This window comes from Allobosea sp. 05T433, from assembly GCF_056396065.1.
Map to the genome: position 1 here is coordinate 321,154 of NZ_JBFTKS010000007.1, position 13,503 is coordinate 334,656.

Here is a 13,503-nt window from a genome sequence, read left to right on the forward strand (position 1 = left end):
TGCCTGGGCGAGACTTGAGTCCGCACAAGAGGCGTCCACGTGAACGAAAAAGAAATTAGGCGGAAGTCGGCCGGATACGGTCTCGCTGCGGTTCTGGCCACCGTTTTGGCCGCCAGCCAGATCACGACGGCTTCTGCGCAGACGATGGATGCATCGCTGGCGCGGGCCTATAATGGCAACCCGACGCTGAATTCGCAGCGCGCCTTGGTGCGCGCCACCAACGAGAACGTGCCCCAGGCACTGTCCGGCTACCGGCCGCGCATCACCGCCTCGGCGGATATCGGCGCGAGCCTGCTTGACGCCAATCAGCCCGGACAGGGCAACAGCACGTCCCGCCTGGCGCCGCGTGGCGCAGGCGTCCAGATCGACCAGAACATCTTCGACGGTGGCAAGACCCGCAGCTCTGTCAGCCAGGCGGAATCGCAGGTGCTGGGTGCGCGGGCGACGTTGCGCAATACCGAGCAGAACGTGCTGCTCGATGCCGCCACGTCCTACATGAACGTGCTGCGCGACACGGCGATTCTCAGTTTGAACCGCAACAACGTCGAGGTTCTCGAGGAGCAGCTGCGCCAGACGCGCGACCGATTTCAAGTCGGTGAAGTAACCCGGACCGACGTGGCGCAGGCAGAAGCCCGGCTGTCGCAGGCGCAATCCGCGGAGATTCTGGCGGAATCGAACCTCAAGACCAGCATCGCGCGCTTCCGCCAGAATGTCGGTGTCGAGCCAAAGCAGCTCGCGCCTGGACGTCCCATCGAGAACCTGCTGCCGAAGTCGCTGCCGGCCGCGCTTGACATCGCGTTGGTCGGGCATCCTGCGGTCATCGCGGCTCTGCACGGCGTCGATGCGGCGGAGTTGCAGGTGAAGGTCACGGAAGCGGACCTCTATCCGACCGTGGGTGTGCGCGGCTTGGTCGCGCAGCGCTATGACAGCCAGCTTTTTGGTGACAATCGCTTCTCGGCGAGCGCTGTGGCGACGCTGACAATCCCGATCTATGAGGGCGGCCAGGTCTACTCACGGACCCGGCAGGCCAAGGAGACGGCCGGCCAGCGCCGGATCGACGTCGACACGTCGCGCGACACCGTGCGTGCTGCGGTCGTCTCCGCCTGGGGCGCCCTTGATGCCGCCAAGGCGCAGATCATTGCGGCTCAGGCACAGGTTCAGGCGGCTGAGACCGCGCTTGCAGGCGTCCGCGAGGAGGCCAAGGTCGGTCAGCGTACCACGCTCGACGTGCTCAACGCGCAGCAGGAACTGGTGATTGCCCGGTCGACGCTGGTGACGGCGCAGCGAGATCGGGTCGTCGCATCCTATGCCGTGCTCTCGGCCGTTGGCCGGCTTTCGGCTGAGACGCTGAAGCTCAAGACCGCGGTCTACGACTCCCGCAAGCATTACGATCAGGTCAAGGGTCTGCTCTGGGGCACCCAGGTTCCTGACGGTCGCTGAGACAGCCTTGAGTGTTAATGACGGGGGCTGAAGCCCCCGTTTCTGTTGTGGTCCGCCCGCTCTGTTTTGCAGCGGGCTTGCGCGCTGATCGATGGGAGACATTCCGGCAACAGACCGGATTTCTCCTGTGGGTGGGCCGGAACCTGCCTTGCTTGGCGCTCTTTGCGTGGAATACTCAATGTTGGGGCTGCGTTTGATTCGATCCGCGCGCCCGGTGTCGAGTGGTCGGACCCAGCATGAGCGCGCAACCCAAGCCCAACGAACCGTCGATGGAGGAGATTCTCGCCTCCATCCGCCGGATCATCGCGGATGACGAGGTCAAGCCCGCCGAGGCTAGCGCACCTGCGCCGACGCCAGAGCCGTCACCCGCGGCGCCCCAGTTGCAGCTCGTCGAGGAGATCGATGACGACGTGCTCGATCTCGGAGCCGAGGCGAGCCTGGTCGTATCACCGGCGATGGCTGAGCCCGAGCCTCCGGCCGTGGCCATTCAGCCCAGCCTGGATGTCGATTTCCTCGAAGCGGCCGAGCCCGAGTTCAAGCCGCAACCGGAGCCGCCGGCGCAGATGTTCGTGCCGCCAGCCTTCGTCCCGGCACAGTCCGCGCCGCCATCGCTCGATATGGCTGCTCTGATTTCGGAACAGGCCGGCTCCGCCGTGAACAATGCCTTCGGTGCGCTCGCCCACACAGTCCTGACCAACAACGCGCGTACGCTCGAGGATCTGGTCAAGGACATGCTGAAGCCGATGCTCAAGACCTGGCTCGACGACAATCTGCCGACCATGGTGGAACGTCTGGTGCGCGCCGAAATCGAACGCGTCGCCCGCGGTAACCGGCACTGAGGCATTTCCCGCTCACCAGGACGAGATTGGTCGGCTAAGGTATCGGCCTGAAAGGTGGATTGCAGTCTCGATGCAAACACAGAAGGTCGGTTCATCCGCCCGGATACGAAATCCAGTCCGATGATCTAACGCCCGCGTAGCCGTCCGTGGACCCGTTGTGGCACTCTGATGTCGTCAAAGGCGCCGGCATCGTGCAACTGCTTGATGGCGAACCCGGCGAGGGTCAACGCGGCGGTTGGCCCGCCAAGTCGTGAGACCAGCATCGCCAGGCCGACCGCGACAGGGCGTGAAAAACGTCCCGAAGCCGCTTCGACGGCGAGCCATGCTCCGAGACTGTGAACGAGGAGCTTCATCCGGTCATCCTGCTGTGCTTGAGGGGCGGGGACAATCTGATCGATGAAGGCCTAACCGCTGAGACAGGTCGTGGTTCCGTATCTCCGTCGTTTGACGATTGCGCCGGGGCGTGCCTGATTCGGATCCGAAGGAGTGCGAAGCCGTCCTCGGGGGCAGACAGTTTCGCGAGCCCGACGCCACCTTCAGCGAGTCTCAACGCGAGGACTGACCATGAAGAAGCCGACGTCACGCATCGATCTGAAGTCCAACACCAAAACCTCAATGATCAGCCTGCTCAATGCCCGCCTGGCGGACGGCATCGATCTTGCGCTTGTCACCAAGCAGGCCCACTGGAATCTGAAGGGCCCGGGCTTCATCGCTATCCACGAGATGCTCGATGGCTTCCGCGCCGAGCTCGATACCCATGTCGATACAGTCGCAGAGCGCGTGGCACAGCTTGGCGGGATTGCGCTGGGCACAACGCAGACTGTCGCGTCGGGCACGACGCTGAAGCCCTATCCGACAGAGATCGTTGCGGTGAAGGATCACCTCGCCGAACTGATCGAGCGCTACGCCGAGACCGCCAAGACCGTCCGCACCGCGATCGACACCGCGGCTGAGGCTGGCGATGCGGACACGGCCGATATCCTGACCGGCTATTCTCGGGCGCTCGACAAGGCGCTCTGGTTCCTGGAGTCGAGCGCGGCCTGACATCCGCATTGTCGAAAGCGTTGACGGGACGCCCACGCATGGGCTCTTAAGACCAACGACCTTTTGGCCTGACCTTCGGCCGGGGCTTTCCCCGGCCATTTTGCGTTCGAGCGAAGCAATGATGGACAAGACATTCGAGCCCGCCACCGTCGAGGCGCGCATCAGCAAGGCCTGGGAAGAGGCCGAGGCCTTCCGGGCAGGGCGTGGCGCCGAGCCGGGCGCTGAGCCCTATTGCATCGTCATTCCGCCGCCGAACGTGACTGGCTCCCTGCATATGGGCCATGCGCTCAACAACACGCTGCAGGATGTGCTCTGCCGCTTCGAGCGCATGCGCGGCAAGGACGTGCTCTGGCAGCCGGGCACCGACCATGCCGGCATCGCGACCCAGATGGTGGTCGAGCGCAAGCTTGCCGCCGAGAACAAGACCAACCGCAGGACCATGGGCCGCGAGGCCTTCCTCGAGGAGGTCTGGCGCTGGAAGGCGGAGTCCGGCGGCACCATCGTCAACCAGCTGAAGCGGCTCGGCGCCTCCTGCGACTGGTCGCGCGAGCGCTTCACCATGGACGAGGGGCTGAGCGCGGCCGTGCTCAAGGTCTTCGTCTCCCTGCACAAGCAGGGGCTGATCTACCGCGCCAAGCGGCTGGTGAACTGGGATCCGAAATTCCAGACCGCCATTTCCGATCTTGAGGTCCTGCAGGTCGAGAAGACCGGCTCGTATAAATGGCAGCGCGGCGGCGAGGAGGAATTCGACTCCGCCAAGCTCGACAAGGCGCTGAACCGCGATCCGAGCGGGCATCTCTATTATTTCAACTACCCCCTCGAAGGCGTGGTCTACGACCTCGACGACGCTTCGACCTTCATCACGGTTGCGACGACCCGGCCGGAAACGATGCTGGGCGATACCGGCGTCGCGGTGCACCCCGAGAACGAGCGGCTGAAGGGCCTGATCGGCCGGAACGCGATCCTGCCGCTGGTTGCGCGCGTCATCCCGATTTTTGGCGACGACTATGCCGACCCGGAGAAGGGCACAGGCGCGGTCAAGATCACGCCGGCGCATGACTTCAACGATTTCGAGGTCGGCAAGCGCCACAAGCTTGCGGTCATCAACATCCTCGACGGCGAAGCGCGCATGCTTCTCGAAGCGAACGAGGACTTCCTGGCCGGCGCCAAGCCCGAGCAGGCGGTGCAGGCTCTGCACGGCCTCGACCGCTTCGCTGCCCGCCGTCTCGTCGTTGCACTGATGGCAGAGCGCGGCTTGCTGGTGAAGATCGAACCGCATGCGCATACCGTGCCGCATGGCGATCGCTCCGATGTCGTGATCGAACCCTGGCTGACCGATCAGTGGTATGTCGACGTCAAGCCGCTGGCGGAACGCGCGCTCAAGGCCGTGAAGGATGGGCGCACCAAGATCACGCCCGATAGCTGGACCAAGACCTATAACGACTGGCTCGAGAACATCGAGCCCTGGTGCGTCTCGCGTCAGTTGTGGTGGGGGCACCAGATTCCGGCCTGGTACGGACCGGATGGCGAGTGCTTCGTCGCCGAATCCGAGACCGCTGCACAGGCTCTGGCGGTCGGCCATTACGGCGGCCCGGTTGCGCTGACGCGCGACGAGGACGTGCTCGACACCTGGTTCTCGTCGGCGCTCTGGCCGTTCTCGACGCTGGGCTGGCCGGAGGATACGCCGGAGCTCAAGCGCTATTACCCAACGGCGACGCTCGTCACCGCCTTCGACATCATCTTCTTCTGGGTCGCCCGGATGATGATGATGGGCCTCAACTTCATGGACGAGGTGCCATTCAAGGACGTCTATATCCACGCCATCGTTCGCGACGAGAAGGGCGCGAAGATGTCGAAGTCGAAGGGCAACGTCATCGATCCGCTGACGCTCGTCGACAAGTATGGTGCCGACGCCCTGCGCTTCACGCTCGCTGCCATGGCGGCGCAGGGGCGCGACATCAAGCTCGCGACCTCGCGTGTCGAGGGTTATCGCAACTTCGCAACGAAGATCTGGAACGCCTCGCGCTTCGCCGAGATGAATGGCTGCCAGCGCGTCGAGGGTTTTGATCCCGCTCTGGTCACGCAGCAACTCAATCGCTGGATCCTCAGCGAGGCGGCCCGGGCCGCCGACGAGATCGCGGCCGGCATTGCCAGTTTCAAGTTCAACGAAGCGGCAGGCGCCGCCTATCGCTTCGTCTGGAACGAGTTCTGCGACTGGTATCTCGAGCTGGCGAAGCCCGTTCTGCAGGGCGACGGTGCAGCCGCAGCGGAGCGGGCTGAGACACAGGCGACCGTTGCCCATGTCATCGACCTGATCTGCCAGCTTCTCCACCCCTTCATGCCGTTCCTCACCGAGGAGCTCTGGGCCGTGAAGGCGGGAGAGGGGGCTCAGCGCAAGCTTGCCAAGGGTGATGCCGCGCTGGTCTGCCTGACGCGCTGGCCCGAGCTTGCCGGCCTCACGAACGAGGCGGCCGAGGCTGAGATCGGCTTCGTCGTCGATCTGATCTCCGATATCCGCTCGGTCCGCTCCGAGACCAATGTGCCGGCCGGCGCGCAAGCGCCTCTGGTACTGGTCAAGGCGAGTGCTGCGACCAAGGCGACGATCGAAGCCTGGGCTCCGATGATCGAACGGCTGGCGCGCGTCTCCGCGATCGGCTTCGCCGAGATCGCCCCGCCGCAATCCGCCCAGATCATCGTGCGTGGCGAAGTCGCGGCTCTGCCGCTCGCCGGCATCATCGACCTCGACGCGGAGCGGGCGCGCCTGACGAAGGAGCTCGCCAAGCTCGACCAGGACATTCTCGCGGTGGAGCGCAAGCTCGGCAATCCGGATTTCGTCGCTCGTGCGCCGGAAGAGGTCGTCGAGGAAAACCGCGAGCGCAAGGCGCAGGCCGAGGCACGGAAGGTCAAGATCGGCGAAGCGCTGGTGCGGATGCAATAGCCCGGTAGCGCGTCACTCCCGCGTTATGCAAAGACTGGTAGGGTTCCAAACGCGCTTGCTGGAGCCCTGCCATGTTTCGCCGCAATGCCTTCGATCGGTTCCTTGTCGATGACTTCCTGACGGAAGCGGGTACGCCCTCGCGCCGGCGTTTTCTGCAGGGGCTTGCGGCCTCGGGCCTGTTGCTCACCGGCGGCGCTGTGCTCGACCAGCGGGTCTGGGCCAATCCGGTCTTCGCTGCCTATCCTTTCGGGCTCGGCATCGCCTCGGGCGATCCGTCTGCCGATGGCTTCGTGATCTGGACCAAGCTCGCGCCCCTGCCGCTTGCGCGCAATGGCGGCATGCCCATGAAGGCTGTCGAGGTCACCTACGAGATCGGTGCCGAGGCGAATATGCGCCAGATCGTGCAACGCGGCTCGGCCCTGGCCCGGCCCGAGCTCGGCCACGCCGTCCATGTCGAGGTCTCCGGGCTGGAACCGAACCGCGACTATTTCTACCGCTTCACGTGCGGCGGCGAGCGCACCATCACGGGCCGTGCCCGTACCTTCCCGTCGGCGAATGTGTCGGTTGAGCGGGTCCATTTCGGTGTGCTCGGCTGCCAGCGCTACGAGGACGGCCATTTCACCGCCTTTCGCCATGTTGCGGATGAGCACTTCGATTTCATCTACCATTACGGCGACTACATCTACGAGTACCGCATGGTGCGGCCGAACGAGCGGCCCTTGGCTGTCGCGCGCGTCATGCCCGGAGATCCCGACGAGATCTATTCGCTCGCCGACTACCGGCATCGTTATGCGATCTACAAATCCGATCCCGACCTGCAACTGGCCCATGCCTCGACATCGTGGCTGGTCTCGTTCGACGATCATGAGGTCGACAACAATTTTGCAGGCCTGGTCTCCGAGCAGAATGTTCCCCCGGAGATCTTCGCGCTGCGCCGCGCTGCCGGATTCCAGGCCTGGTATGAGCATATGCCGTTGCGCCGGGCGTCGATCCCGAGCGGTCCTTCGATCCAGGCCTATCGGCGCTTCCTCTATGGCGATCTGGCCCAGATCGATGTGCTCGACACCCGCCAGTTCCGCTCGGACCAGCCTTGCGGAGATGGCTCGCACGCAGCCTGCGCTGACGCGCTGAAGCCTGAAAACACGATGCTTGGCGAAAAGCAGGAGGCCTGGCTTGCCGAGGGCCTGCGCAGTTCGAGAGCGCGATGGAACGTGCTGGCTCAGCAGGTCATGGTGATGCGCCACGACCGCGATCCCGACCCCAGGAAGGTCGGCTACAGCATGGATAAATGGGACGGTGCAGTGGCGGCACGCCAGCGTCTGTTCGACACGCTGGAGAGCGCTGGCACGGCCAACGCAGTCGTGCTCACCGGAGACATCCACCAGAACTGGGCGGGCGAGCTCAAGGCCAATTTCGACGATCCCAAGTCCAGGACGCTTGGCGTCGAGTTCGTCGCCACCTCGATCACCTCGGGCGGCGACGGAGCCGACACGACAAAGGCGGGACAGGTCGCCCTGCAAAAGAACCCGCATATCGGGTTCTTCAACAATCAGCGCGGCTACATGCGCCATACCCTTTCACAAGGCGGCTGGCAGGCCGATTACCGCGTGCTGGACCGGGTTACCACTGCCGGAGCCGCGATCTCGACCCGTGCCAGCTTCGTCGTCGAGGCCGGAAAACCGGGGATGTCGCCGAAATGAACCGCTGTCTGCGCTGCCCGTATCAGGACATGAATCGGTCGCCAAATTGACCTTGAACTAAGAGACCTCTGGCAAATTCCCGGGGACACGATTAGATGCGCGCGGGGTGCAAGTCTGCCATGCGCCGTTCGATCCACTGCACGAGACACTGAACCGACGCATGCTCAAGCGAGCTTATGATTGGTGCGTTTCCTACGCATCCCACCCCGCCGCGCCGTGGCTGCTCTTCGCCCTGACTTTTGTCGAGAGCTCGGTCAGCCCGTTGCCTCCGATTCCGCTGCTGCTGCCGATGTGCATCGCGCGGCCGGACCGGGCCTGGTTCTACGCCGGGATCTGCTCGCTCGGCGCCGTCACGGGGGGCTATCTCGGCTATGCGATCGGCGCCTTCCTGTATGAATCCGTCGGCGTCTGGCTGATCAGCATCTACGGGCTTCAGGACAAGGCCGCCCATCTGATCTCGAGTTCGCAGGATTTCTGGTTCTGGGTGCTCGTCACCAAGGGGCTGACGCCGATCCCGTTCAAGATCGTCACGATCATGTCGGGCTTCCTGCATTTCGACATCTGGAAGTTCACCATCGGCATGGTGATCTCACGCGTCACCTTCTTCGCCATGATCGCGCTCGCGCTACGCTTCTACGGCGACAACATCCGCATCTTCATCGAGAGGCACCTGCCGCTCAGCGTGACGCTTCTGCTCGTGGTGGTCGTTGGCGGGTTCTTCGTCCTGCCCATGGTTCTCTGAGCTGCGGTTCCTCAAATTGTGACATCGTGGCAACACCGCTGAGGCATCGCATGCGCGCTGTCCTGAGCTGGATCAGATGCCGCGATGCCGCCACAAAGCGCCCCCAGCAAAGAGGGACGTTAAGTCACTGAGATTTAGATGATTTAAAGTCGGGTTTGTCCGGTTGGAAGATTATGTCCTTCCCGAGCCTGCAAAGAGACTGAACGTTGCGCCTGGCGCGGGCTGCGTGGCACATCTGCCGCGCACTGCAAGCGCAGGGTGGAGCGAGGACAGGTAGAATGGACGCGCGCGTTTTCGATAAGTCGAAGCTACCCAGCCGGCATGTCAGCGTCGGGCCGGCGCGCGCTCCGCATCGTTCCTACTACTATGCGATGGGGATGACCTCGAAGCAGATCGCGCAGCCCTTCGTCGGCGTTGCGTCCTGCTGGAACGAGGCGGCTCCCTGCAATATTTCGCTGATGCGCCAGGCCCAGGCCGTCAAGAAGGGCGTTGCTTCGGCCGCGGGCACGCCGCGCGAGTTCTGCACCATCACGGTGACCGACGGCATCGCCATGGGCCACCAGGGCATGAAGTCGTCGCTGGCCTCGCGCGAATGCATCGCCGACTCGGTCGAGCTCACCATGCGTGGCCATTGCTATGACGCGCTGGTCGGCCTTGCCGGTTGCGACAAGTCGCTTCCGGGCATGATGATGGCGATGGTTCGCCTCAACGTGCCGTCGATCTTCATCTATGGCGGCTCGATCCTGCCGGGCACCTTCAAGGGCAAGCCGGTCACCGTCCAGGACGTGTTCGAGGCCGTCGGCAAACACTCCGTCGGCGCCATGTCGGACGAGGACCTGAAGGAACTGGAGGAGGCAGCCTGCCCGTCCTCGGGCTCCTGCGGCGCCCAGTTCACCGCCAACACCATGGCGACTGTTGCCGAGGCTATCGGCCTTGCGCTGCCCTATTCCTGTGGCGCGCCTGCGCCCTACGATGTGCGCGACACCTTCTGCTACACCGCCGGCGAGATGGTGATGGAGCTGATCGCCAGGAACATCCGCCCGCGCGACATCGTCACCCGCAAGGCGTTGGAGAATGCGGCCATGGTCGTGGCGGCCTCGGGCGGCTCGACCAATGGTGCGCTGCACCTGCCGGCGATCGCACATGAATGCGGCATCGATTTCGATCTCTTCGCCGTCGCCGAGATCTTCAAGAAGACCCCCTACATCGCCGACCTGAAGCCAGGTGGGAAATATGTCGCCAAGGACATGTTCGAAGTCGGCGGCATTCCGCTGTTGATGAAGACCCTGCTCGACCATGGCTACCTGCATGGCGACTGCATGACCGTGACCGGCCGCACGATTGCCGAAAACCTCGCTTCGGTGAAGTGGAACGATGAGCAGGACGTAATCCGCCCCGCCAACAAGCCGTTGTCCGACAATGGCGGTGTCGTCGGTTTGCAGGGCAATCTCGCCCCTGAGGGCGCGATCGTGAAGATCGCGGGCATGCCGGCCGAGAGCCTGGTCTTCACCGGGCCGGCCCGCTGCTTCGACTGCGAGGAGGACGCCTTCAGGGCCGTCACCAATCGCGAGTACAAGGTCGGCGACGTGCTGGTCATCCGCTACGAGGGCCCCAAGGGCGGCCCCGGCATGCGCGAGATGCTGTCGACGACCGCGGCCCTCTACGGCCAGGGCATGGGCGACAAGGTCGCGCTGATCACGGACGGGCGATTCTCCGGCGCGACCCGCGGTTTCTGCGTCGGCCATGTCGGCCCCGAAGCCGCCGTTGGCGGGCCGATCGGCCTCATCCGCGATGGTGACATTATCGAGCTCGATGCCATCACAGGAAAGCTCGCGTGCCGCCTTTCTGATGCCGAACTTGAGGAGCGTCGTAAGGCCTGGAAACCGCGCAGGACCGACTACAATTCGGGCGCGCTGTGGAAATACGCGCAAACGGTCGGCTCCGCCAAGGGCGGGGCCGTGACCCACCCAGGAGGGGCGGCAGAAACCCATTGCTATGCGGATATCTGAGACCATCATAGCTGGAACATTCCTGATCCTGGGCTGCCAGTCGGCAGCCTGGTCGCAGGATGTCATGGGCCGGGCACCGATCCCGCCGCGCTCGATTCCGGGCGCTCCGCTGCCGGAGCCCGAGGGGCCGCCTCCCGCGGGCCTGCAGGCCCTCCCCAATGGCCGCGTGCTGGCGCCTGCGCCGAACGCTCCCGCCGCGCATGCCGCGCTGCCGTTGGCGCCCTTCGCCAGCGCGCGCGATGCGCTGAAGGCCTGGATGCGCGATTCGACGGCTGGTGATCAGGCCGGCGCCGTGCGCGCGCTCGAATATGCCGCGGCTCACGGCCACCTCACTGCCCAGTACAAGCTCGGCCGGATGTATGCCGGTGGCGAAGGCGTTCCCAGCAATGATCTGAAGGCCTTCGAGTACTTCTCGAAGATTGCGGACGAGAATGCCGATGCGATTCCCGGCACGGCCGACGGGCGTATCGTTGGCAGCGCCTTCGTAGCGCTCGGCAGCTATTTCACGGACGGCATCAAGGGCTCCTATGTGAAGCCCAATATCGACCGGGCCTTCGATATGTTCCACTATGCCGCATCCTATTTCGGCGATCCCGACGGGCAGTACAATCTTGCCCGGCTCTACATGAACGGGCAGGGCACCGGCCGCGACCAGCGGCAGGCAGCGCGCTGGATGAAGCTTGCAGCCGAGAAGGGGCATGTGCCGGCGCGTGCCGTTTTTGGCGACATGCTGGTTCGTGGCAGCGATGGCGTTCCGCGTCAGGTCTCACAAGGGCTGATGTGGCTGGCTCTGGCACGCGATGCTGCCGATCCGGCGCGTGAAGCCTGGATCTTCGAGCGCTATGACGCGGCCTTCGCTGCGGCTTCCGTGAGTGACCGCAACGCGGCGCTATCGCTGGTTGAGCGCCAGCAGGTTGCAGGCCGCTCCAGCGAACGCTGAAAGCCGTACACCGACGTCTCTGGCCGCCCCACGCGGCGGCGTAACGCATGGCGGGCAAGTACGCCCTGCCGTGCCCACCGCATCGCTCTCTCCTTCAGCCCTGCATACATCCTCGCCTTGTCGTTGCGTGGGAAAACCGTTGCTCGCGCCCCGGCTCCGGATGTCGCCAGTCGGAGCTGCCGCGAACCGCGCCGGTTTTCTGGCGCGCGCCGTCTGCTCTTCGGCGGCCGCACAATTCCGGAAGCGGGCCGCGCCGGGCGAAACGGGCGCACACCGAGATGTGATGGCGCCGGCTTGTCCGAGGCCTGAACACGGATCAATGTTCATCGTATGTTCATGCGGTAAGGCGGAGATTCACCGCAAGGCGAGGCTCACTTGATGGGAGATTCGTCATGACCTCAATGCTCAGCATCACCAAGACGACTGCCGCTGCTTTCGCCGCGGTCATGGCAGTCGGTGTCATCGCATGGTCGGCGCCAGCCGAGGCGCGGTTCGGCGGCGGCGGCGGCTTCCAGGGTGGCGGAGGCTTCCATGGCGGTGGCGGAGGCTTCCACATGGCCTTCCACGGCGGCGGCGGCCGAATGGCTGGCTTCGGAGGGGGCGGTTTCGCCCATCCCGGTTTTGCCCGCCCAGTCTTTGCCGGTCGGTCGGTTTTCTTCCACCAACAGCGGTTCAACCATAACCGGTTCTTCGTCGGCCCGGCCTTCGCATTCGGCGTCGGGGCGCCCTATTACTACAACACCTATTACAATGACGGCTGCTACTATGCGTGGCAGCAGCACTACGACCAGTGGGGTTACGCCGTCGCTCGCCGCGTATTGGTCTGCTACTGACAAGCCGTTCCATGCGACGCGGACGACGCTTGGTCCGGGCAATAGCCGCGCAAGGACGCGCTGATCACGCTGCCTTCAACTCCACGATGACCGGCACATGATCCGACGGCTTGTCCCAGCCGCGGACATGTTTGGCGATCGAGACAGCGGCAAGCCTGTCTGCAGCGTGCGGCGAAAGCAGCAGATGGTCGATCCGGATGCCGTTGTTCCGCTGCCAGGCGCCAGCCTGATAATCCCAGAAGGTGTAAAGCCCGCCGGAATCCGTGGTCGAGCGCAGCGCTTCGGTGAAACCGAGATTAACGAGCCCGCGGAAGGCGGCCCGGGTCTGCGGGAGGAACAGCGCGTCATCGACCCAGGCCGCGGGGTCGCGTGCATCGCGTGGCTCGGGGATGACGTTGTAATCGCCGGCCAGGACCAGCGGCTCTTCCTGGGCAAGCAGCATTTGCGCATGGGTGGTCAGGCGGCGCATCCAGCCAAGCTTATAGGGATATTTCTCGGTATTGGGCGGATTGCCGTTCGGCAGGTAGATCGAGGCGATACGGACTACGCCACCGGCATAGGCCAGCACGCCCTCGAGATAGCGAGCCTGCTCGTCGGCATCGTCTCCCGGCAAGCCGCGGCGGACATCCTCGAGCCTGGCGCGGCTGAGAATCGCGACGCCGTTGAAGGTCTTCTGGCCATGGGTCTCGACCTGCCAGCCGGCCTCCTCGATTTCGCGCCGCGGGAAATCCCCGTCGACGCATTTCAGCTCCTGCAGGCATAGGGCGTCGGGCTCGGATTCCCTGAGGAAATCGAGCAGATGGCCAAGCCGCTGGCGGACCGAATTGACGTTCCAGGTGGCAATGCGCAACGGGCTGGCTCCGAGTCAGGTCGAGGGCTGAATAAGCGTCAGAGATCGGCCGCTGACAACCCTGCAGTGGTGCCGGTCATGCCAAATGGCGTCAGTATCCGTGCCCAAACAGCACATCTCCCCATCAAAAACCTCCCCATGTCGCCATGGAGAGGCTCGATGTCGTGG

Annotated in this window: 11 protein-coding genes; 9 read left to right on the forward strand and 2 right to left on the reverse strand. The window is 64.2% G+C overall.

Annotated features, from left to right (window positions below):
* Window positions 1-39: 39 nt before the first annotated feature.
* Together AC1DGP_RS12885 and AC1DGP_RS12890 are read left to right on the forward strand one after the other, a co-directional pair.
* Complete coding sequence (locus tag AC1DGP_RS12885; protein ID WP_441489888.1) at window positions 40-1,440, forward strand: TolC family outer membrane protein; 1,401 nt, start codon at window positions 40-42, stop codon at window positions 1,438-1,440.
* 236 nt (window positions 1,441-1,676) lie between these two features.
* Window positions 1,677-2,279, forward strand: coding sequence for a PopZ family protein (locus AC1DGP_RS12890; protein ID WP_441505829.1), 603 nt, complete (start codon window positions 1,677-1,679; stop codon window positions 2,277-2,279).
* A 125-nt stretch (window positions 2,280-2,404) separates the two neighbouring features.
* On the opposite strand, the gene AC1DGP_RS12895 is transcribed toward AC1DGP_RS12890, so the two are convergent.
* The gene (locus AC1DGP_RS12895; RefSeq protein ID WP_441489890.1) at window positions 2,405-2,632 is read right to left on the reverse strand and encodes a hypothetical protein; all 228 of its coding nucleotides are present in this window, start codon (window positions 2,630-2,632) and stop codon (window positions 2,405-2,407) included.
* A 211-nt stretch (window positions 2,633-2,843) separates the two neighbouring features.
* Here AC1DGP_RS12895 and dps point away from each other — a divergent pair, with 211 nt between their 5' ends.
* From dps to AC1DGP_RS12930, 7 genes are all read left to right on the forward strand, one after another.
* Window positions 2,844-3,323, forward strand: coding sequence for a DNA starvation/stationary phase protection protein Dps (gene dps / locus AC1DGP_RS12900; protein ID WP_441489891.1), 480 nt, complete (start codon window positions 2,844-2,846; stop codon window positions 3,321-3,323).
* 118 nt (window positions 3,324-3,441) lie between these two features.
* Window positions 3,442-6,261, forward strand: coding sequence for a valine--tRNA ligase (locus AC1DGP_RS12905; protein WP_441505828.1), 2,820 nt, complete (start codon window positions 3,442-3,444; stop codon window positions 6,259-6,261).
* A 71-nt stretch (window positions 6,262-6,332) separates the two neighbouring features.
* The gene (locus tag AC1DGP_RS12910; protein WP_441505827.1) at window positions 6,333-7,961 is read left to right on the forward strand and encodes an alkaline phosphatase D family protein; all 1,629 of its coding nucleotides are present in this window, start codon (window positions 6,333-6,335) and stop codon (window positions 7,959-7,961) included.
* A gap of 160 nt (window positions 7,962-8,121) precedes the next feature.
* On the forward strand, window positions 8,122-8,703 hold the full coding sequence (locus AC1DGP_RS12915; RefSeq protein ID WP_441505826.1) for a YqaA family protein: 582 nt from the start codon (window positions 8,122-8,124) through the stop codon (window positions 8,701-8,703).
* A 278-nt stretch (window positions 8,704-8,981) separates the two neighbouring features.
* Entirely contained in the window at window positions 8,982-10,712 is a 1,731-nt protein-coding gene (ilvD, locus tag AC1DGP_RS12920; protein WP_441505825.1) for a dihydroxy-acid dehydratase, read from the forward strand.
* The gene (locus AC1DGP_RS12925; protein ID WP_441505824.1) at window positions 10,699-11,652 is read left to right on the forward strand and encodes a tetratricopeptide repeat protein; all 954 of its coding nucleotides are present in this window, start codon (window positions 10,699-10,701) and stop codon (window positions 11,650-11,652) included. Before ilvD ends, AC1DGP_RS12925 begins: the two co-directional genes overlap by 14 nt.
* A gap of 392 nt (window positions 11,653-12,044) precedes the next feature.
* Complete coding sequence (locus AC1DGP_RS12930; protein WP_441505823.1) at window positions 12,045-12,485, forward strand: hypothetical protein; 441 nt, start codon at window positions 12,045-12,047, stop codon at window positions 12,483-12,485.
* A gap of 64 nt (window positions 12,486-12,549) precedes the next feature.
* Here AC1DGP_RS12930 and xth read toward each other — a convergent pair whose 3' ends face one another.
* Window positions 12,550-13,335 carry an exodeoxyribonuclease III gene (xth, locus tag AC1DGP_RS12935; RefSeq protein ID WP_441505822.1) on the reverse strand — a complete coding sequence of 262 codons (786 nt, stop codon included), beginning with the start codon at window positions 13,333-13,335 and terminating at the stop codon, window positions 12,550-12,552.
* Window positions 13,336-13,503 lie beyond the last annotated feature (168 nt).

What these genes read in the sequence shown, in the direction of transcription:
- AC1DGP_RS12915 (WP_441505826.1), top strand. Translation starts at nt 8,122, where the DNA reads ATGCTCAAGCGAGCTTATGATTGGTGCGTTTCCTACGCATCCCACCCC.
- dps (WP_441489891.1), top strand. Translation starts at nt 2,844, where the DNA reads ATGAAGAAGCCGACGTCACGCATCGATCTGAAGTCCAACACCAAAACC.
- ilvD (WP_441505825.1), top strand. Translation starts at nt 8,982, where the DNA reads ATGGACGCGCGCGTTTTCGATAAGTCGAAGCTACCCAGCCGGCATGTC.
- AC1DGP_RS12910 (WP_441505827.1), top strand. Translation starts at nt 6,333, where the DNA reads ATGTTTCGCCGCAATGCCTTCGATCGGTTCCTTGTCGATGACTTCCTG.
- AC1DGP_RS12925 (WP_441505824.1), top strand. Translation starts at nt 10,699, where the DNA reads ATGCGGATATCTGAGACCATCATAGCTGGAACATTCCTGATCCTGGGC.
- AC1DGP_RS12905 (WP_441505828.1), top strand. Translation starts at nt 3,442, where the DNA reads ATGATGGACAAGACATTCGAGCCCGCCACCGTCGAGGCGCGCATCAGC.
- AC1DGP_RS12895 (WP_441489890.1), bottom strand. Translation starts at nt 2,632, where the DNA reads ATGAAGCTCCTCGTTCACAGTCTCGGAGCATGGCTCGCCGTCGAAGCG.
- AC1DGP_RS12930 (WP_441505823.1), top strand. Translation starts at nt 12,045, where the DNA reads ATGACCTCAATGCTCAGCATCACCAAGACGACTGCCGCTGCTTTCGCC.
- AC1DGP_RS12890 (WP_441505829.1), top strand. Translation starts at nt 1,677, where the DNA reads ATGAGCGCGCAACCCAAGCCCAACGAACCGTCGATGGAGGAGATTCTC.